Genomic DNA, 18,184 nt, shown 5'->3' with positions numbered 1-18,184 from the left:
GATTCCAGGCGATATTTCATCTTTCATCTATCGATGAAAAGGGAAAATGGAGGAGAGAGGTACAACGCGGGTAGGGGCCGGAGGGCCCGGCGCGGCGCCCGCGGCCGGAGGTGAGCGCATGACCGGGCAGACCCCCCTGGACGAGGCCGCTGCCGCCCGACTGCGTCTGATCGTCAAGGCAGGTGAGGAGCTGCACGGCGCCGACCTGCTGAGCTTTGTGCTCGAGCATGCGGTGACGGAGGCCGGCGGCCTCGGCGGCATGGTGCATCTGCGCGGCCACGACGGCCGGGAGCTGCTGCTCACCGCGGCTCACGGGCTGGTGCGTACCGTCGCCGGGTGCTGGGCGGAGATCCACATCGACAGTGCCACCGCCCCGGCCCGAGCCATTGCCCGCGCTCTGCCGGTGTGGGTGCCCGCCGCACCCGGCGAGAACGGCACCGGCCCGGTGCTGCCCGCCGGGACGGGGCTGCTGGCGGTGCCGCTGATCGCGGCGGACGGTGCGGCGGCAGGTGCGTTGTCGGTCCTGACCGCCGCCGAGGAACCCGACCCGAGGCGGCGGGCGGCTGTGGAGGAGCTCGCCGCGTGGACCGGACCGCGGCTGCCGGACCCCCGGGAGCGTCCGCCCGAGCCGTGGCACGGCCGGGAGAGCGCCGAGCACCGGATCGCCCCGGATTCGGTCAGCCGGGCGCTGTGGCACATGAGCGACGCGTTCTTCGCGGTCGACGCCCAGTGGCGGATCACCTTCGTCAATGTGGAGGCCGAGCGGCTGCTCGGCGCCTCGCACGCGCTGCTGGGCCGGACACTCTGGGAGTCCTTCGCCCGGCTGGGCGTCGAGGCCGCCGAACCCGGTCTCCCGGCGCGCTACCGCCGGGCCGCCGAGGGCGGCGCCCCGTCCGGTTTCGAGGTGCGCTGGCCCACCAACCAGCGCTGGTACTACATGCGGCTGGTCCCGGTGCCGGACGGGCTCGCGGTCTACGCGGCCGACATCACCGAGAGCCGGGCCCGGGAGGAGGAGCGCGCCGCCACCGAGCGCGCCGCGGCCGAGCGCAGCGCCCGGATCGGGCAGCTGACCGGCGCGCTGGCCCAGGCACTGACGATGCGGGACGTGGTGAGCGCGATCGCCGACCGGGTGCTGCCGCCGTTCGGGGCCTCGGGGTTCGTCGTCCATCTCATCGAGGGGGACGTGGTCCAGGTGGCCGGGGCAGTCGGCTATCCGCAGACGTTCCTGGAGGCGATGGACGGATCCCCGGTCGGCGACCTCTCGCCGATCTCGGAGGTTCACCGCACACGGGCGCCGATCTTCATCGACTCGATCGAGGAGTTCAACCGGCGCTACCCCACCCAGGCCGACCGCCCGCTCTCGGCCCGCAAGGCGGCCTGGGCCTTTCTGCCGCTGGTCGTCTCCGGCCGGGACATCGGGTGCTCGGTGATCTCCTTCGCCGAGCCGCGCCAGCTCACCGGTGAGGAGCGGGCCCTGCTCAGCGCGCTCAGCGGGCTGATGGCGCAGGCCATCGAGCGGGCCCGGCTGTACGACACGGAGCACACCCGGGCCAAGGAGCTCCAGCGCGGGCTGCTGCCGCGCGCCCTGCCGACGGTGCACGCGGTCACCACCGCCGCGCGCTATCTGCCCGCGAGCGAGGGCATCGAGGTCGGCGGCGACTGGTACGACGTGATCCCGCTGTCCGGCGCCCGGGTGGCGCTGGTGATCGGCGATGTGATGGGCCACGGGCTGTCCGAGGCGGCCACCATGGGGCGGCTGCGCACGGCCGTGCACACGCTGGCGGATCTGGAGTTCCCGCCCGCCGAGCTGCTCACCCGGCTCAACGACCTGGTGAGCGACTTCGGGGACAGCTTCTACGCGACCTGTCTCTACGCGGTGTACGACCCGGTCACCGCCACCTGCGCCTATGCCCGGGCCGGGCATCCGCCACCGGCCGTGGTCCGACCCGGAGAGCCGGTGCGATTCCCCGCCCACGCGCCGGATCCACCGCTGGGTGCGGCCCGACCCCCGTTCGAGACCACCGAGATCTCGCTGTCCGAGGGCAGTCTGCTGGTGCTGTACACCGACGGTCTGGTGGAGTCCGCGGCCCGGGACATCGACCGCGGGATGGAGCATCTGGCGCGCACGCTGAGCGGCGCCGCGTCCGGCCCCGGCTCCGGACCGGGGGCGCGGCACATCTGGCGGGAGCGGGCGCGCGGCGAGAGCGCGTCGCTGGAGCGGCTGTGCGACGACCTGCTGGCCGAGCTGGTGCCGGAGAAACAGGGCAGGGCGGACGACGCGGCGCTGCTCATCGCGCGCACCCACGTCATCGCCCCGGAGGACATCGCCACCTGGCCGCTCTCACCGGGCCCTGTCGCCGCGAGCGAGGCGCGCGACCACGTCCGGGAGCAGCTGCTGCGCTGGAAGCTGACACCGCTGACCACCACCGCGGAGCTGTTGGTCAGCGAGTTGGTGGGGAACGCGGTCCGGCACGGCAAGGGCCCGGTGGAGCTGCGGCTGCTGCGCGGCGAGGGGCTGATCTGCGAGGTGTCCGACGGCAGTCTGACCACCCCGCGGATCCGCCATGCCTCGGAGACCGACGAGGGCGGGCGCGGACTCCAGCTGGTCTCGGCCCTCTCCCAGCGCTGGGGGACCCGCTACACGGCGGCGGGCAAGTGCATCTGGACCGAGCAGCGGGTGCCGTGACCCCCGCGCAGGCCGCCGCGTCAGACCGCGCGGCGGGTCGGGCCGATGTCGTCGAGGTGCTCCTCGACCCAGCCGCGCAGTTGCCCCAGTGGCTCGGAGACACTGCGTCCGAGCGCGGTCAGCTCGTACTCGACATGCGGCGGGACGGCCGGATAGACGGTACGGTCCACAAATCCGGCGTCCTCCAGCCGGCGCAGCGTCTGGGTGAGCACCTTGGGGCTCACCCCCTGCAACCGCCGCTGGAGCACCCCGAACCGCTGCGGCCCTCCCTCCATCGCGCCGATCGCCAGCGCCGACCACTTGTTGGCGAGCAGGTCGAGCACCTCGCGGCAGGGACACTGCGCGGCGTAGACATCGTGCGGATCATGACGGCCCGAGTCACAGTTGGTGGTCATGGGACGCTCCTGGCGCGGCACTGACGTGGATACTTCCCAAAGGGAAGCAGGAGCCCTTGCGGGTAACTACGGGCGACTGGGTAGCTTCTGGCCACTGTTCAGGGCATGCGTTCAGGGCATGCGTTCAGGACGTTCGAGATGCCCGCGTTTTCCGAGGAGGACCCGTGTCCGCATCACCTTCCATGCGAGCCATCAGCCAGGACGAGTTCGGCGGCCCGGAGGTGCTGCGTCCGGTGGAGGTGCCCCGGCCCGAGCCGCTGCCCACCGAGGTGCTGGTGCGCGTCGTGGCCGCGGGGGTGAACCCGGTGGACCACAAGACCCGGGCCGGTGGCGGGATGGCCGGGGTCCTGGGCGAGCCGCCGTTCGTTCTCGGCTGGGACGTCTCCGGGGTGGTCGAGGAGACCGGCTTCGGGGTCCACACCCTGGCGGTGGGGGACGAGGTGTACGGCATGCCGTGGTTCCCGCGCGCCGCGGGCGGCTACGCCGAGTACGTCACCGCGCCCTCCCGGCACTTCGCCCGCAAGCCGAGGAGCCTCGGCCACGAGCGGGCCGCCGCGGTGCCGCTGGCCGCGCTCACCGCGTGGCAGATCCTCACCGACACCACGCAGGTCCGGCCCGGTGAGCGGGTGCTGATCCATGCGGCGGCGGGCGGCGTCGGCCACTTCGCGGTCCAGTTCGCCAAGCACCTGGGCGCCCATGTGATCGGCACCGCGCGCGCCGCCAAGCACGACTGGCTGCGCGAACTGGGCGCCGACGAACTGGTCGACTACACCGCCGTCCGGTTCGAGGAGGCGGTCCGCGATGTCGATGTGGTGGTGGACCTGATCGGTGACGACATCGACAGCACCAGCACCCGTTCGCTGGAGACGCTGCGCCCCGGCGGCCGGATCGTGGCGGTGCCCTCGGGTGTCTCCCCCGAGCTGATCGAGCGCGCCGAGGCCCGGGGTTTCCGCGCCTTCCCCTACCTGGTGGAGCCGGACGGCCCCGCGCTCACCAGGATCGCCGAGCTGATCGACGCCGGTGCGGTGGCGGTCGAGGTCGAGGACGTCCTGCCGCTGGACCGGGCCGCCGACGCGCACCGGCGGCTGGAGGAGGGCCGCACCCGCGGCAAGCTGGTGCTGCGGGTGGCGGGCTGACACCCCCGTATCGGTGATCGGCCATCGGTGATCGGCGGAGGCCCGGCACGGCTGGGGGGAGATTGCCGGACCTCCGCCATCGGACGTTCCGTCAGGGGGCCGAGGAACGCCGCGGGAACCGCGCTCCGTGCGACCGGGAAGCGGTTCCCGCCCTTGTCTATCCGCACTCCGCACACCCCGGCAATGATCATTTCAGGAAGCTGCCAGACCGCCTCCGCTCACGGCCGGGCCGGACGCGGTGGCCTCATGTGGCCCAGGCCCCCCTCGCCGCGGCCTCGCGGGCGCATTCGGTGAAGTCCCGGGGCGCACGGCCCAGGACCCGCTGGACACCGTCGGCCAGATGGGCGTTGCGCCCGTCCAGCAGAGTGGCGAACAGCTCGGTCAGAAACGCCACCAGCTCCCCCGGCAGCCCGTGTTCCGCCAGCGCCGCCCCGTACTCCTCGGCGGAGACCGGCACATAGCGCACCGCGCGACCGGTGACCGCCGCGAGCTCCGCCGCCGCCTCGGCGAAGGTCAGCAGCCGGGGTCCGGTGACCTCGTAGATCCGGCCCGCGTGGCCGTCCCCGGTCAGGGCCGCGGCCGCGACCTCGGCGATGTCCCCGGCGTCCACGAACGGCTCCTTGACATCCCCGGCGGGGAAGACGATCTCGCCGCCGAGCACCCCGTCCCGCAGTATGCCCTCGTCGAAGTTCTGGAAGAACCAACTGGCCCGGATGACGGTCCACTCGGCGCCGGGCACCGCCACCGCCCGCTCGGCGGGCAGTGCCGCGTCCTCGCCGCGGGCCGACAGCAGCACCAGCCGCCGTACGCCGCTCGCGACCGCCTCCTCGGCCACGGCCCGGATGACGGCGGCGGCGCCCGGGTCGCCGATGTCGGGGTAGTACGTGAGGTAGGCGGCGGCCGCACCGCGCAGCGCGGGCGCCCAGGTGGTGCGGTCCTCCCAGTCGAAGCGCACCTCGCCGGAGCGGGAGCCGATCCGCACCGGCACTCCGGAGCGGGTCAGTGCCTCCGCCACCCGGCGGCCGGTCTTGCCGGTGCCGCCGAGCACCAGTACGGGCCGGGTGGGGTTCACGGGGTCCGGGTATCGCTGTTCTGTGTCATACGGACAGTCAACTGCCGTGGTCTGAGACGGGCCATGGCCCAGAAGCTCGGCTCCATACGTCAGCGTCTAGGCTTGTCCGCATGGACGCTCTGGCGAGTCTGCTCGACGGACCGCGGGCCCGGGGGGCCTTTCTGCTCCGGGCGGTGATGGAGCCGCCCTGGTCGGTGCGGATCGAGGACCGGGCCCCGCTGTGTGTGATGACCATGGCGCGCGGCGAGGCATGGGTGGTGCCGGACACCGGCGCGGCGCTGCGGCTGCGCGCGGGGGACGTCGCGATCGCGCGCGGCCCGGACGCGTACACGGTCGCCGACGATCCGGCCACCGCGCCGCGGGCCTGGATCCTGCCCGGTGAGGTGTGCCGTACGGCCGAGGGCGAGGACCTGGCCGAGACGATGGCGCTCGGCGTCCGCACCTGGGGCAACAGCCCGGACGGCTCGGCCACCATGCTCATCGGCAGCTATCCGCTGGAGGGGGAGATCAGCGGGCGGCTGCCGGCCGCGCTGCCACCGCTGCTGGTGCTGCCCGCGGAGCAGTGGGACTGCCCGCTGATGCCCTGGCTGGCGGAGGAGATCGTCAAGGACGAGCCGGGGCAGGAGGCGGTCCTGGACCGGCTGCTGGACCTGCTGCTGATCTCGGTGTTGCGGGCCTGGTTCTCCCGGCCGGAGGCCGATGCCCCGGCCTGGTACCGGGCGTTGGGCGATCCGGTGGTGGGCCCCGCGCTGCGGCTGTTGCAGAACCATCCGGCCCACCCCTGGACGGTGGCCGGGCTGGCCGCGAAGACCGGGGTCTCCCGCGCGGCGCTGGCCCGCCGCTTCGCCGCGCTGGTGGGCGAACCGCCGATGGCGTATCTGACCGGCTGGCGGCTGGCCCTCGCCGCCGATCTGCTGCGGGACCCGGACGCCACCCTCGGATCGGTGGCCCGGCGGGTCGGCTACGGCAGCGCCTTCGCGCTCAGCGCCGCGTTCAAACGCGAACGGGGCGTCAGCCCGCGGGAGCACCGCGCTCACCACGCTGCGGCATCCGCAGACTGACCGGCGGCACCCGCAGACAGCCGTCCGGACCGCAGCTGGTGGCGCGGTCGTAGAGGTCCATCAGCCGCCGGGCGCCCCGGGCGATGTCATAGCGGTCGACCACGTCCGGCACCGGGAACCGGCGCGGGCCCGCCGCGGCGTGTTCCCGCAGGCCCTCGGTCAGACCGGCGGCGCCGGGGCCGATCCGGCGGGCGCCGGGGGCCGCGCCCGCCGGGAGTTCCTCCAGCGCCGGGCAGACGGTGTGCAGCACCGGCAGCCCGGCGGCCACCGCTTCCAGGGCCGCGAGGCCGAACGCCTCCTCGGCGGACGGGGAGACCAGCACATCCATGGCGGCCAGCAGCCCGGGCAGCCCCGCGGGCCGGTCGTCGGCCGGGGCCACCGCCCCGTCGCGCTCGCCCAGCAGCCGTACCCGCCCGGCCACCCCGAGCCGGGCCGCCAGATCCTCCAGCGCGGCCCGCTGCGGGCCCTCGCCGACCAGCAGCAGCCGGGCCCCGGGCAGTTCGGCCACGGCCCGCAGCGCGGTGTCGAAGCGCTTGCCCGCGACCAGCCGCCCCACCCCGCCCACCACAAAGGCCCGTTCGGGGATGCCCAGCCGGGCGCGGGCGGCGGTGCGGGCGGCGGGAGAGAAGCGGAAGTGGCGGGCGTCGATCCCGTTGGGCACCAGATGGATGCGCTGGTTGGGCACCCCCCACGCGCGCAGCCGGTCGGCGACGGCGGCCGAGACGGCGACGGTCGCCGCTCCCAGCCGCTCGGTGGCCAGATAGCGGGCGCGGACACCGGCGGTCAGCGGACGGCCGTCGATCTGCCGCTCCCCCAGGGCGTGCTCGGTCGCGATCACCGCCCGGACCCCCGCCAGCCGGGCGGCGGCCCGCCCCAGCACACAGGCCCGGTACAGATGGGTGTGCACCACGTCGTAACCGCCGGACCGGATGATGCGCACCAGCGAGGGCAGCGCGCTCCATCCGGGTTCGCCCCCGCCCGGGGGCAGATGGGTGACGGGAGTGCCGTCCGCCCGGATGCCGTGGGCGGTGGCACCCGGGCCGGTGAGGGCGAGGACGTCACAGCGCACCGGCAAGTGGCGCAGCAACAGCCTCAGTTGCTGCTCGGCGCCACCCGCGCCGAGGCGGGAGATGATGTGCAGAACTCTCATCGGGCGGTCGCGCCCCATCCTCCGCATTCCGCGGACTCGATTCCCGGACGACCCTGCCAGACGGCGGAATGTAAATCACGTAAGACGCGCGCTGATGGGCCGTCGGAGTGGATGTCTTTCGCACCGTCAACGGGGCGCGCCGAAAATACGATGTCCACAGTTCCGCTCCATGGGATTGTTACCTTCTCATCTCGCGCGATGACATGAAGAATGTGGTACGTCCGGGTCATCGTGGCGCGACATTCCCTTCCACTAAGCCCCCGCGGGAGTGCCCAGATGCCTGCACAGATCCCCGTCAGACATACGCGTCACCAGGCCGATGCGCCCGCCACCGCACATCGTGCGCACCCCGCACCCCCCGCCGCGCGCGCCGCCTCCGGCACCGGGCACCACCGCCCCGCCACGGTCTACGAGTACAAGCGCTACAGCGAGCTGGCGGGCCCGCTGACGGAAGCCGGTGCCGGCCGCCCGTACCGGGTGCGCACCCGCAGTCTGCTGGCCCAGGAGCCGCACCGGTACCGGGCGGCCCTGCTGCTGTGCGCGGCGCCGGTGTGCTCGGCGCTGCTGCTGCTGTGGCTGCTGCGCCCGGACCACTGGGTGCGGCGCGAGCACGTGGCGCTGTGGGAGACCGCGGCGGATCTGACCATGCTGGTCTCGATCGCGCTGATCGAGAGCTTCCGGCTGTTCACGGTGGTCTCCAACGCCCACGCCACGCTGGTGGCCCGGGATCCGGTGCCGGTGGTACCGCAGCCCGGCACCAAGGTGGCGTTCCTGACCAGCTTTGTGCCCGGCAAGGAGCCGCTGGCCATGGTCCGGGCGACACTCGAGGGCGCGGTGCGCATCCGGCACACCGGGCCGCTGGACGTCTGGCTGCTCGACGAGGGGGACGACCCGGAGGTCAAGGAGCTGTGCGCGCGGCTGGGTGTGCGCCACTTCTCCCGCAAGGGAATCGCGAAATGGAACCAGCCGAAGGGGAGTTTCCGGGCGAAGACCAAGCACGGGAATTACAACGCCTGGCTGGATGCGCACGGCGACGATTATGAATTCATGGCGTGTGTGGACACCGACCATGTTCCGCTGCCCAACTTCCTGGAGCGCATGCTCGGTTACTTCCGTGATCCCGATGTGGCGTTCGTCGTCGGTCCGCAGGTCTACGGCAATTACGACACGGCGGTCACCAAGGCCGCGGAAAGCCAGCAGTTCCTGTTCCACGCGCTGATCCAGCGGGCCGGGAACGCGTACGGCGGCCCGATGTTCGTGGGCACCAACAACGCCGTCCGGATCAGCGCGCTGCGCAGCATCGGCGGGCTGTACGACTCGATCACCGAGGACATGGCCACCGGCTTCGAACTGCACCGCCACCGCAACCCGGTGACGAGGAAGAAGTGGCGCTCGGTCTACACCCCGGACGTGCTGGCGGTCGGCGAGGGCCCGAGCACCTGGACCGACTTCTTCACCCAGCAGATGCGGTGGAGCCGGGGCACCTACGAGGCCCTGCTCAAGCAGTTCTGGAAGGGCCCGTTCACGCTCTCGCCGGGCAAGCTGCTCAACTACACGCTGATGATCACGTACTACCCGATGACCGCGCTCAACTGGGTGCTCTCCGCGCTGTCCTGCGCCCTGTTCCTGATGCTGGGCGCCTCCGGGGTGCACATCCCCGCCGAGATCTGGATGATGCTCTACAGCGACGCGGCGACGCTCCAGATCGGGCTGTACATCTGGAACCGTCGGCACAACGTCTCCCCGCACGAGCCGGAGGGCTCCGGCGGACTGGCCGGGATGCTGCTCTCCGCGCTGTCCGCCCCGATCTACGCCAAGTCGCTGTGCGACGCGGTGCTGCGCCGCACCAGCCGGTTCGTGGTCACGCCCAAGGGAGACTCCTCCAGCCCCGACCGGCTGTCCACCTTCCGGATCCATCTGCTGTGGGCGGGGGTCTTCGGCTCCTCGCTGATCGGCTCGTTCTTCTTCGGCCATGAGCACGCGGCGATGCGGACCTGGGCCTCGCTGGCGCTGGCGCTCTCCCTGGCTCCGGTGGCGATCTGGTACGGCGGGGTGCTGCGCCGCGGGCGCGGACGGCCCGCGGCGCCGGCCGTGCCCACCGCGCGGTCGGACAGCCCGTGCGCACCCGCCAAGGTGAGCATCGTGAAAAACAGGCCGCAGGACACCGCCCTGGACACCCCGCAGGACACGGGGCCGGACACGGCGGCGGAGGACAAGGAGGAGGCGGTCTGCGCGCTCTGACCGCACCGCGGGCGCCCGGCTCTCCCCAGGGGAGCCGGGCGTTTCTCATGGCCGCGGCTCCTCGGCGGACCCGGGGACCCACAGCGGATGCTCCCGGGCCGCCCACTCCGGATCCACCCGCCCGGTGCGCATCCCGCGCCGGGCCTCGGGGTCGGCCAGCGCCTTCCCGATGTGCCCGAGCAGGACGAGTCCGAGGAAGAGCGCGAGCCAGTCATGGACGAAGGTGGCGCTGGTGCGCCACACCAGCGGGGCCAGTCCGGTGAACCACATCAGCACTCCGGTGCCCGTCATCACCAGTACCGCACCGGCGAGATACGCCGCCCACAGCTTCTGCCCGGCGTTGAACTTGCCCGCCGGGCGCGCTTCGGGCCGGTGGTCACGCCGCAGCGCGGCCCGCAGCCAGCGGCGGTCGTGCGGTCCGAACCGGTTGAGGCGGCCCAGGTCGGCCCGGAACGCGCGGGAGGCGAGGCCCAGCAGCACCGGGGCGGGGGTGAGGATGCCGGACCAGGTGTGGACGGTGACGACCAGGGCCCGGCGGCCCACCAGTTCGGCCAGCTCGGGGAGGTACAGACAGGCCGCGCTGACCACGCACAGGCCCATCAGGACGGCGGTGGTGCGGTGGATCCAGCGCTCGGCCGGGGTGAAGCGCGGCACCCGCGGCCGGGCGGCGGTCCCGGCGGCGGTCTCCGCGGTGTCAGGCGGTGGGGTCATCGTCGCGTCCGTTCGACCGGCCGACCCAGGCGTCGACGTCATAGCCACGGCGCTCCCAGTAGCCGGGCAGCACCTCGTCGGTGAGGGTGATGCCGGAGAGCCACTTCGCCGACTTGTAGAAGTACATGGGCGCCACGTACAGCCGCACCGGGCCGCCGTGCGAGTGGCCGAGGGGCTTGTCCCGCATCCGCAGGGCCACCAGGACGTCCTTGCGGCGCGCCTGGTCGAGGGTCAGGCTCTCGCTGTACGCGCCGTCGAAGCAGGTGAAGCGGACCGCGGTGGCCTGCCGCCGGACCCCGGCCGCGTCGAGCAGGTCCGAGAGACGCACCCCTTCGAACGGGGTCTGCCGCACCCGCCAGCCGGTGACGCACTGGACGTCACGGACCAGGCGGTGCTGCGGCAGTGCGCGCAGCTCGTCCAGCCGGTAGCTGCCGGGCCGGTCGACCAGACCGCCGACCGTGAGCCGGTAGTTCCCGTCGTCCTTGTGCGGTACGGAGGAGGTGACGGAGTAGTAGCGGAAACCGCCGCCGTTGGGGAGGTACCCGGTGACACCGGTGGGGTCGTTCTCCGCCACCACCCCGAGGGCGCTCTCCAGCCGTGCCTGGAGCCAGGGGGCGGCGGCCATCGCGCCCGCGCCCAGCCCGAGCATTCCGAGCACGAGGCGGCGGCCGACGGGGGCGCCGGTGCGGTCGGCGTCGCCGGTGCGGTCGCCGGAGTGGGGGTCCATGTCCTCGATGAGAGCACCGGGCGGGGCCCGGCGCCATCTCCTGCGCGGATTCGTCAGACTTCCGTCAGACTTCGCGGCCGGTGCGCTACAGGCCGGGGTGACGCGGCCGGACGAGCGTCACACCACCGGGCCGGGGTCACGCCGCCGGGCCGGGGTCCCGCCGCCGGGCCGGGGTCCCGCCGCCGCGCGAGCCTCACGCCACCGCCTCGGCCGCCGCCCGGCCCGCGGTGCGCCCGGAGAACAGACAGCCTCCGAGGAAGGTGCCCTCCAGCGCGCGGTAGCCGTGCACTCCCCCGCCGCCGAAGCCCGCGACCTCGCCCGCCGCGTAGACACCGGGCAGCGGATCGCCGCCCTCGGTCAGCACCCGCGAGGACAGGTCCGTCTCCAGCCCGCCGAGCGTCTTGCGGGTCAGGATGTTCAGCCGCACGGCGATCAGCGGGCCCGCCTTGGGGTCGAGCAGCCGGTGCGGGGCGGCGGTGCGGATGACACGGTCGACGAGATAGCGGCGGGCCCCGCGCACCGCGGTGACCTGGAGGTCCTTGGTGTAGGGGTTGGCGATCTCACGGTCGCGGGCAGTGATCTCGCGACGCAGCTCCGCCTCGTCGATCAGCGGTTCCTTCGTGAGCTCGTTCATCCGGCGCACCAGCGCCGTCAGCGAGCGTTCGACCACGAAGTCGGCGCCGTGGTCCATGAACGCCCGGACCGGGCCCGGGGCCCCGCCCCCCGCGCGGCCGAACACCCCGCGGACGCTCTTGCCCGTCAGATCCGGGTTCTGCTCGGAGCCGGAGAGGGTGAACTCCTTCTCGATGATCTTCTGGGTGAGGACGAACCAGGTGTGGTCGTGGCCGGTGCGCATGATGTGCTCGAGCGTGCCGAGGGTGTCGAAACCGGGGAAGAGCGGCACCGGGAGCCGTTTGCCGCGGGCGTCCAGCCACAGCGGGGAGGGGCCGGAGAGAATCCTGATGCCGTGCCGGGGCCAGATCGGGTTCCAGTTCTCGATGCCCTCGGTGTAGTGCCACATCCGGTCGCGGTTGATGATCCGGCCACCGGCCGACTCGGTGATGCCGAGCATCCTGCCGTCCACGTGCGCGGGAACGCCGGAGATCATCCGCTCGGGCGGCCGGCCCAGCCGCTCGGGCCAGTTCTCCCGGACCAGGTCGTGGTTGCCGCCGATGCCGCCGGAGGTGATGATCACGGCCTGGGCCCGCAGTGCGAAGGCAGCGGTGACCTCGCGGCTGCTGGCGGTGCCGCGCTCGGTGTCACTGGGCTCCAGGATGTCGCCGGTGACGGTGTCGACGGCGCCCGCGCTGCGCGCGAGTCCGGTGACCCGGTGCCGGAAGCGCAGATCGACCAGACCGCGGGCGGCCGCGGCCCGCACCCGCCGCTCGAACGGGGCGACCACGCCGGGTCCGGTGCCCCAGGTGATGTGGAAGCGGGGCACGGAGTTGCCGTGCCCCGTCGCGTCGTAGCCGCCGCGCTCGGCCCAGCCGACGAGCGGGAACAGCCGCAGCCCCTGGGCATGCAGCCAGGACCGCTTCTCCCCGGCCGCGAAGTCCACGTACGCCTCGGCCCAGCGGCGCGGCCAGTGGTCCTCCTCGCGGTCGAACCCGGCCGTGCCCAGCCAGTCCTGCCAGGCCAGTTCCCGGCTGTCGCGGATGCGCAGCCGTCGCTGCTCGGGCGAGTCGACGAGGAAGAGGCCGCCGAAGGACCAGTGGGCCTGACCGCCGAGGGACTGTGCGGGCTCCTGGTCGAGCAGGATCACCTTGCGGCCCGCGTCGGCCAGTTCGGCGGTGGCCGCGAGCCCCGCGAGCCCCGCGCCGACCACGATCACATCCGCGTCGTACGCCATGGTGGTGTTCCGTTCCGGTCGGCCCGCCGACGGTGTCGTCGCTGTGATCCTCCCTACCGACCGGTATGCCGTCAACCCGCCGTGGGAGCGCTTTCCGGCCGCCCAACTCCCGGACGACACCGCCTTGTACAACAAAAGGCGACAATCGTTCACCGAGATTGGACAGCATTCGGCCAACGGTGCATCATCAACACCCATGGCTGACCGCTCCCTTGAGCACTCCGGGCCGCCGCCCCAGGCGGAACGTCGCGTGGTGAATCCGACCCTGATCACACCCGGCCCGCAGCCCGTCGAAGCCGCCGGGCCCGGCGCCGACGAGGTGCCGCAGGTGCTCCGGGGTGAGGTGGTCGGCCCCCGGCACGCCCGCCGCCGCCCGGCGGACAACCGCCGCAAGGCCGCGGCCGGGGCGATTCTGCTCTCCGCGACCGGCGCCGCCACCGCGCTGTTCCTGCTCATGGGCAAGGACGCGCGGCAGCCCGCCGCCGCGCCCGACACCTCCTCCGCCGCCCCCGACCGGCCCGACGCGCACACCGCCTCGCTTGGTGAGTCGGCGGTTGGCGACGCCCCGCTGCGCGGCTCGCGCGCGCCCGCACCGACCGCTCCGGCCGCCGCGGACCGGGCCGCCGCACCGCCGTCCGGCGGATCCGGGCAGAGCGGCACGGGTTCGTCGCCCTCCGGACAGGACCACTCCGCGACGGCCCGGCAGGACCGGCCGTCGCGGGAGCCGGGACGGTCCGGCGACTGGCAGGACGAGGCGGAGCAGCTGCGCCGCTGGGCCCGCGCGTACGCCGAGCGGCACGACGACGCGTCCGGCCAGGGCCAGGGCGGCCAGGGCCACGGCCAGCACCGGTACGACGGAGGACCCGGCGGCGGGAACGGCCAGGGGCAGGGCAACGGCCACGGCGGACCGGGCCACTGGGGCGGTGGCCACCGGCGCTGATCGCCCGCGATCTGCTTGTATGGCGGCATGCCTGATCAGGAGCCGCCTTCCGCCGACGAACTGCTGGACATCGTGGACGAGCGGGACCGCGTGGTGGGCCAGGCCCGGCGCGCCGACGCCATGGCCGACCGGCTGCGCCACCGCTGCGTTTTCGTGCTCGTACGGGACGCCCGGGGCCGGGTTTTCGTCCACCGACGCACTCCGCAGAAGATCGTCTTTCCGTCCCATTACGACATGTTCGTCGGTGGGGTGGTCGGCGCGGGCGAGAGCTACGACGACGCGGCCCTGCGCGAGGCGCGCGAGGAACTGGGCGTCACCGATCTGCCCATGCCCGAACCGCTGTTCTCCTTCCTCTACGAGACGCCGGAGCACACCTGGTGGAGCCGCGTCTACCAGGTGCGCTGCGAGCGTCCGGTCGCCCCGCAGGTCGAGGAGATCGCCTGGCACGCCTTTCTCACCGAGGAGGAGCTGACCCGCCGGCTCCCGGAGTGGGAGTGGGTGCCGGACGGGGCGGAGGCGTACCGGCGGCTGCTGGAGTGGCGCCGCGAGAGGCTCGCCCCGTGACCGGCCCCCGCCCGCCGAGGGGCACGCTCGCCGAGGTCAGGCTCTGGTTCGCCCCCGAACGCCTCCGCGAGGAGGGCCGGACCCCCGACTACCGCTTCTCGCTCGCCAACGAGCGCACCTTCCTGGCCTGGCTGCGGACGGCGATGGCGTTGGTGGGCGGCGGTTTCGCGGTCGACCAGTTCCTGACGGACACCACCCGCCCGCTGCGGCTCGCGCTGGCCCTGGTCCTGCTGGCGGGCGGCGCGCTGTGCGCCCTGCGGGCGATCAACCACTGGGTCCGCTGTGAACGGGCCATGCGCCGCGGCGCGGATCTGCCCAGCTCACGTTTTCCGGTGGTGCTGGGGCTGGCCGTCGGGGTGGTCGCGCTGGGCATGGTGCTGGTGGTCGCCTTCGGCTGGGGTGTGTGAGCCGGTGCCGGAGGGGAATGACCCGGGCGGAAGCGGAACGCGGGACCCCGGGCTCCAGCCGGAGCGCACCCGGCTGGCCTGGCGGCGTACGACGCTCGCGTGCGCGGTGGCCGCCTCGCTCGCCGGGCGCCAGACGGTGTCCTCGGGCACCGGCCCGCTCCCCCTGCTCGGCCTGGCCCTGGCCGTCCTGGCCTGGCTGACCTTCCTGGGCGTGGCACACCGCCGCATCCGGACCATGGACGCACCACGGCCGCCCGCACTGTCCCCGCGGACGGCCGTGGTCGCGGTCGGCTGCGTCCTGGCCATGGCACTCTTCGGCGCGGCGACGCTCCGCTGACGTGCCGCCGTGCGACTGTCCGCGCACGACGGCCGCCCCGAGGGCCCCGGCCCCGCCGCGGCGCACCCCCGCCCCACGCCGGTACCGCGGGGACCCCCACACCCGGCCTTGCCGGACGGCCCCCGCACCACGACCCGTGCCGCCCCACGCCGGTACCGCGGGGACCCCCGCACCCGACACCCGGCCCCGCCGCGGCGCACCCCCGCACCACGGCCAGTACCGCGGAGACCCCCACACCCGGCCTTGCCAGATGACCCCCGCACCACGACCCGTGCCGCCCCACGCCGGTACCGCATGGCGGCCGCACCCGACACCCGGCCCCGCCGCGGCGCACCCCCGCACCACGGCCGGTACCGCAGGACCCCCGCACCCGGCGGTACCGCCCGGTACCGCGGGGTCCCCGCACCCGGCGGTACCGGATGGCCCCCGCACGACGCCGGTGTCGCAGGGCGGCCCCCGGTCCGCACGTTCGGCGCGGGCCCGCGGCACTGCGCCACCGCTGCCGCGCGGGCAGCCGAACAGCAGCCGCGCGGCGTGGGCCGGACCGCCCGCCCGAGGCGACGGGCCGACCCCGCCGTGAGCCCCGGTCCTGCCACCGAGACGTGTAGTACCGCGTGGCGCCACTGGGCGATGCGTCGCAGACCGGATCCGTGTACGGTCCGGGTCCGCCCCCGCCCGGCCGCCGCGGATCACACGAGGTCCAGGAGCCCGCGGCTGCCTACCCTGCCGCCCGGGCCTAGTCCACCGTGACGGCGATCTTTCCTCGGGTGTGGCCCTCGGCGCTGAGGCGCTGGGCCTCCGCCGTTCTCGGGAGGGGGAGCACGGCGGCGAGTTCCACGCCGAGGGCGCCGCGCTCGGCGAGGTCGGTGAGGTCCTGGAGGTCGTTGGGGTCGGGGCGGACGAAGACGTAGCGGCCGCCGAGGCCCAGCACCTCCGGGTCGGCGATGGAGGCGAGCCGTCCGCCGCGGGCGAGGAGTTCCGCGGAGGCGGTGAGCGCCTGGCCGCCGACCAGGTCGAGCACCGCGTCCACCCCGCGGGGCGCAAGCTCCCGCACCCGGTCGGCGAGCCCGTCCCCGTAGGTGACGGGCTCCGCGCCCAGCGTGCGCAGATAGTCGTGGTTGCGCTCGCTCGCGGTGCCGATGACCCGCGTGCCCATGTGCCGCGCGAGCTGGACCGCCATCGAGCCCACCCCGCCCGCCGCCGCGTGCACCAGAACGGTGTCGCCCTCGGTGACCCGCAGCGCCCCGGTCAGCGCCTGGTAGGCCGTCAGCCCGGCCAGCGGGATGCCCGCGGCCTGGGCGAAGGACAGATTGCGGGGTTTGCGGGCGAGGGTGCGCAGGGGCGCGGCCACGTACTCCGCGAAGGTGCCCCGGGAGAGGAAGTCCTCGCGGACGTATCCGATCACCTCGTCACCGGGGTGGAACTCGGTCACCGCGGGGCCCGGCTGCTCCACCACCCCGGCGACGTCCCAGCCGGGGATGACGGGGAAGACCGCGTCCAGGACCGGGTCCAGATACCCGGCCTGCGCCTTCCAGTCGACGGGGTTCACGGCGGCGGCCCGGACCCGGATCAGCACGGAGTCGGGGCCGACCTTGGGGTCCGGGACCTCGCCGAAGTCGAGGACCTCGGGGCCGCCGTAGCGGTGGTAGCTGATGGCCTTCATGGTGGCGCTCCTTGCGGTTCCCTAAAGGTGCCAGGTGCCGGTTCGGTGCCGGTTCGGTGCCGGTCGGCCTCCCTTCGACGCTCCTTCTCCGGTCGCCTCCGCGCAAACCGGGGCCGCATGGGCTCCGTCACGGACCCCCGCACTGGACTACATACCGACTGGTCGGCATCATGAGTCGGAACCGTTCGCCCGTTCTCCCCCGGAGGAAGAGATTCGATGAACGCAGGCAACCCCCCAGGGCTCGACCTCGAGCGGCTCCGCGCCCATCTCGACCGCGAGCGGGCGGGGCTGGTGCGCGGGCCGCTGAGCGCCGGGCTGATCGAAGGAGGCCGGTCGAATCTCACCTACACCGTCACCGACGGCACCTCCCGCTGGGTGGTCCGCCGCCCGCCGCTGGGCCATGTGCTGGCCACCGCTCACGACATGGGGCGCGAGCACCGGGTGATCAGCGCACTGCATCCAACCAGTGTGCCGGTGCCGAAGCCGGTGCTGCTGTGCGAGGACGAGTCGGTCATCGGATCGCCGTTCTACGTCATGGAGTTCGTCGAGGGCACCCCCTACCGCACCGCCGAGGAGCTCTCCGCGATCGGCCCGGAGCGCACCCGGGGCGTGGTGCTGTCCCTGGTGGACACGCTGGTGGCGCTGCACTCGGTGGATCCGGCCGAGGTGGGGCTCGGGGACTTCGGGCGGCCCGAGGGCTTCCTCGAGCGGCAGCTGCGCCGCTGGGGCAAGCAGCTGGCCGCCTCGCGCAACCGTGACCTGCCCGGTATCGACGAACTGCACGCCCGGCTCGGCAAGGCGCTGCCCGTGTCCCCCGCGCCCACCGTGGTGCACGGCGACTACCGGCTGGACAACGTCCTGGTCGGCGCCGACGACCGGATCAAGGCGATTCTCGACTGGGAGATGTCCACCCTCGGCGATCCGCTGACCGACCTCGGTCTGATCGTGATGTACAGCAGTCATCCGACCCTCCCCGGCTCCCCGATCTCCAGCACCTCCGGCGCCCCCGGCCACCCCGGCACCGACGAGCTGGTCCAACGGTACGCCGAGGGCTCGGGCCAGGACGTCAGCGGCGTCGCCTGGTACACCGCTTTCGCCTACTTCAAGCTGGCGGTGATCCTCGAGGGCATCCACTACCGCTTCACTCTCGGACAGACCGTCGGCGCGGGCTTCGACCGCATCGGCGACATCGTGCCGGGCTTCATCGACCACGGTCTGACCACCCTCCAGGAGAACTGAGACCTC

General features: G+C 73.5%; 16 protein-coding genes. 9 read left to right on the top strand and 7 right to left on the bottom strand.

The annotated features are described in order from the left end of the window. Positions 1-118: 118 nt before the first annotated feature. Positions 119-2,686 (top strand): SpoIIE family protein phosphatase, encoded by a 2,568-nt coding sequence (locus tag HUT19_RS32240; protein ID WP_176183828.1) that lies wholly within the window; start codon positions 119-121, stop codon positions 2,684-2,686. A 20-nt stretch (positions 2,687-2,706) separates the two neighbouring features. Here HUT19_RS32240 and HUT19_RS32235 read toward each other — a convergent pair whose 3' ends face one another. Then, a complete protein-coding gene (locus HUT19_RS32235) occupies positions 2,707-3,081 on the bottom strand; it encodes a helix-turn-helix domain-containing protein (protein WP_176183827.1) in 375 nt (124 codons plus the stop codon). Positions 3,082-3,263: 182 nt separating this feature from the next. On the opposite strand from HUT19_RS32235, the gene HUT19_RS32230 reads away from it, so the two are divergent. Then, complete coding sequence (locus tag HUT19_RS32230; protein ID WP_176187550.1) at positions 3,264-4,217, top strand: NADP-dependent oxidoreductase; 954 nt, start codon at positions 3,264-3,266, stop codon at positions 4,215-4,217. 244 nt (positions 4,218-4,461) lie between these two features. Here HUT19_RS32230 and HUT19_RS32225 read toward each other — a convergent pair whose 3' ends face one another. Further along, positions 4,462-5,289: an NAD(P)H-binding protein gene (locus tag HUT19_RS32225; protein ID WP_176183826.1), complete on the bottom strand. Its 828-nt coding sequence runs from the start codon at positions 5,287-5,289 to the stop codon at positions 4,462-4,464. Between the two features lie 110 nt (positions 5,290-5,399). Here HUT19_RS32225 and HUT19_RS32220 point away from each other — a divergent pair, with 110 nt between their 5' ends. After that, positions 5,400-6,350 carry an AraC family transcriptional regulator gene (locus HUT19_RS32220; protein WP_176183825.1) on the top strand — a complete coding sequence of 317 codons (951 nt, stop codon included), beginning with the start codon at positions 5,400-5,402 and terminating at the stop codon, positions 6,348-6,350. On the opposite strand, the gene HUT19_RS32215 is transcribed toward HUT19_RS32220, so the two are convergent. Further along, positions 6,301-7,500: a glycosyltransferase gene (locus tag HUT19_RS32215; protein ID WP_176183824.1), complete on the bottom strand. Its 1,200-nt coding sequence runs from the start codon at positions 7,498-7,500 to the stop codon at positions 6,301-6,303. The two genes, HUT19_RS32220 and HUT19_RS32215, sit on opposite strands and share 50 nt — an antisense overlap. Before the next feature lie 276 nt (positions 7,501-7,776). Here HUT19_RS32215 and HUT19_RS32210 point away from each other — a divergent pair, with 276 nt between their 5' ends. Beyond that, complete coding sequence (locus HUT19_RS32210; RefSeq protein WP_176183823.1) at positions 7,777-9,741, top strand: glycosyltransferase family 2 protein; 1,965 nt, start codon at positions 7,777-7,779, stop codon at positions 9,739-9,741. Positions 9,742-9,786: 45 nt separating this feature from the next. Here HUT19_RS32210 and HUT19_RS32205 read toward each other — a convergent pair whose 3' ends face one another. From HUT19_RS32205 to HUT19_RS32195, 3 genes are all read right to left on the bottom strand, one after another. After that, positions 9,787-10,452 (bottom strand): cytochrome b/b6 domain-containing protein, encoded by a 666-nt coding sequence (locus HUT19_RS32205; protein ID WP_176183822.1) that lies wholly within the window; start codon positions 10,450-10,452, stop codon positions 9,787-9,789. Beyond that, on the bottom strand, positions 10,436-11,179 hold the full coding sequence (locus HUT19_RS32200; RefSeq protein WP_176183821.1) for a molybdopterin-dependent oxidoreductase: 744 nt from the start codon (positions 11,177-11,179) through the stop codon (positions 10,436-10,438). The genes HUT19_RS32205 and HUT19_RS32200 overlap by 17 nt, the downstream gene beginning before the upstream one ends. Before the next feature lie 193 nt (positions 11,180-11,372). Continuing rightward, positions 11,373-13,028, bottom strand: coding sequence for an FAD-binding dehydrogenase (locus HUT19_RS32195; protein WP_176183820.1), 1,656 nt, complete (start codon positions 13,026-13,028; stop codon positions 11,373-11,375). Positions 13,029-13,224: 196 nt separating this feature from the next. Here HUT19_RS32195 and HUT19_RS32190 point away from each other — a divergent pair, with 196 nt between their 5' ends. Genes HUT19_RS32190 through HUT19_RS32175 form a run of 4 tightly spaced genes read left to right on the top strand, consistent with a single transcriptional unit; the run spans position 13,225 to position 15,276 of the window. After that, entirely contained in the window at positions 13,225-13,968 is a 744-nt protein-coding gene (locus HUT19_RS32190; protein WP_176183819.1) for a hypothetical protein, read from the top strand. A gap of 27 nt (positions 13,969-13,995) precedes the next feature. Next, positions 13,996-14,532 (top strand): NUDIX hydrolase, encoded by a 537-nt coding sequence (locus HUT19_RS32185; RefSeq protein WP_176183818.1) that lies wholly within the window; start codon positions 13,996-13,998, stop codon positions 14,530-14,532. Then, on the top strand, positions 14,529-14,939 hold the full coding sequence (locus tag HUT19_RS32180) for a YidH family protein (RefSeq protein ID WP_176183817.1): 411 nt from the start codon (positions 14,529-14,531) through the stop codon (positions 14,937-14,939). The genes HUT19_RS32185 and HUT19_RS32180 overlap by 4 nt, the downstream gene beginning before the upstream one ends. A gap of 4 nt (positions 14,940-14,943) precedes the next feature. Continuing rightward, positions 14,944-15,276 (top strand): DUF202 domain-containing protein, encoded by a 333-nt coding sequence (locus tag HUT19_RS32175; protein ID WP_176183816.1) that lies wholly within the window; start codon positions 14,944-14,946, stop codon positions 15,274-15,276. A gap of 736 nt (positions 15,277-16,012) precedes the next feature. On the opposite strand, the gene HUT19_RS32170 is transcribed toward HUT19_RS32175, so the two are convergent. Then, positions 16,013-16,939, bottom strand: a complete 927-nt coding sequence (locus HUT19_RS32170; protein ID WP_176183815.1) for an NADP-dependent oxidoreductase — start codon at positions 16,937-16,939, stop codon at positions 16,013-16,015. A gap of 216 nt (positions 16,940-17,155) precedes the next feature. Here HUT19_RS32170 and HUT19_RS32165 point away from each other — a divergent pair, with 216 nt between their 5' ends. Next, entirely contained in the window at positions 17,156-18,178 is a 1,023-nt protein-coding gene (locus HUT19_RS32165) for a phosphotransferase family protein (protein WP_176183814.1), read from the top strand. Positions 18,179-18,184: the final 6 nt, after the last annotated feature.

The sequence above is a fragment of the Streptomyces sp. NA02950 genome (genome assembly GCF_013364155.1).
Lineage (GTDB): Bacteria > Actinomycetota > Actinomycetes > Streptomycetales > Streptomycetaceae > Streptomyces.
This window is presented reverse-complemented; position numbering and strand designations above follow the sequence as displayed.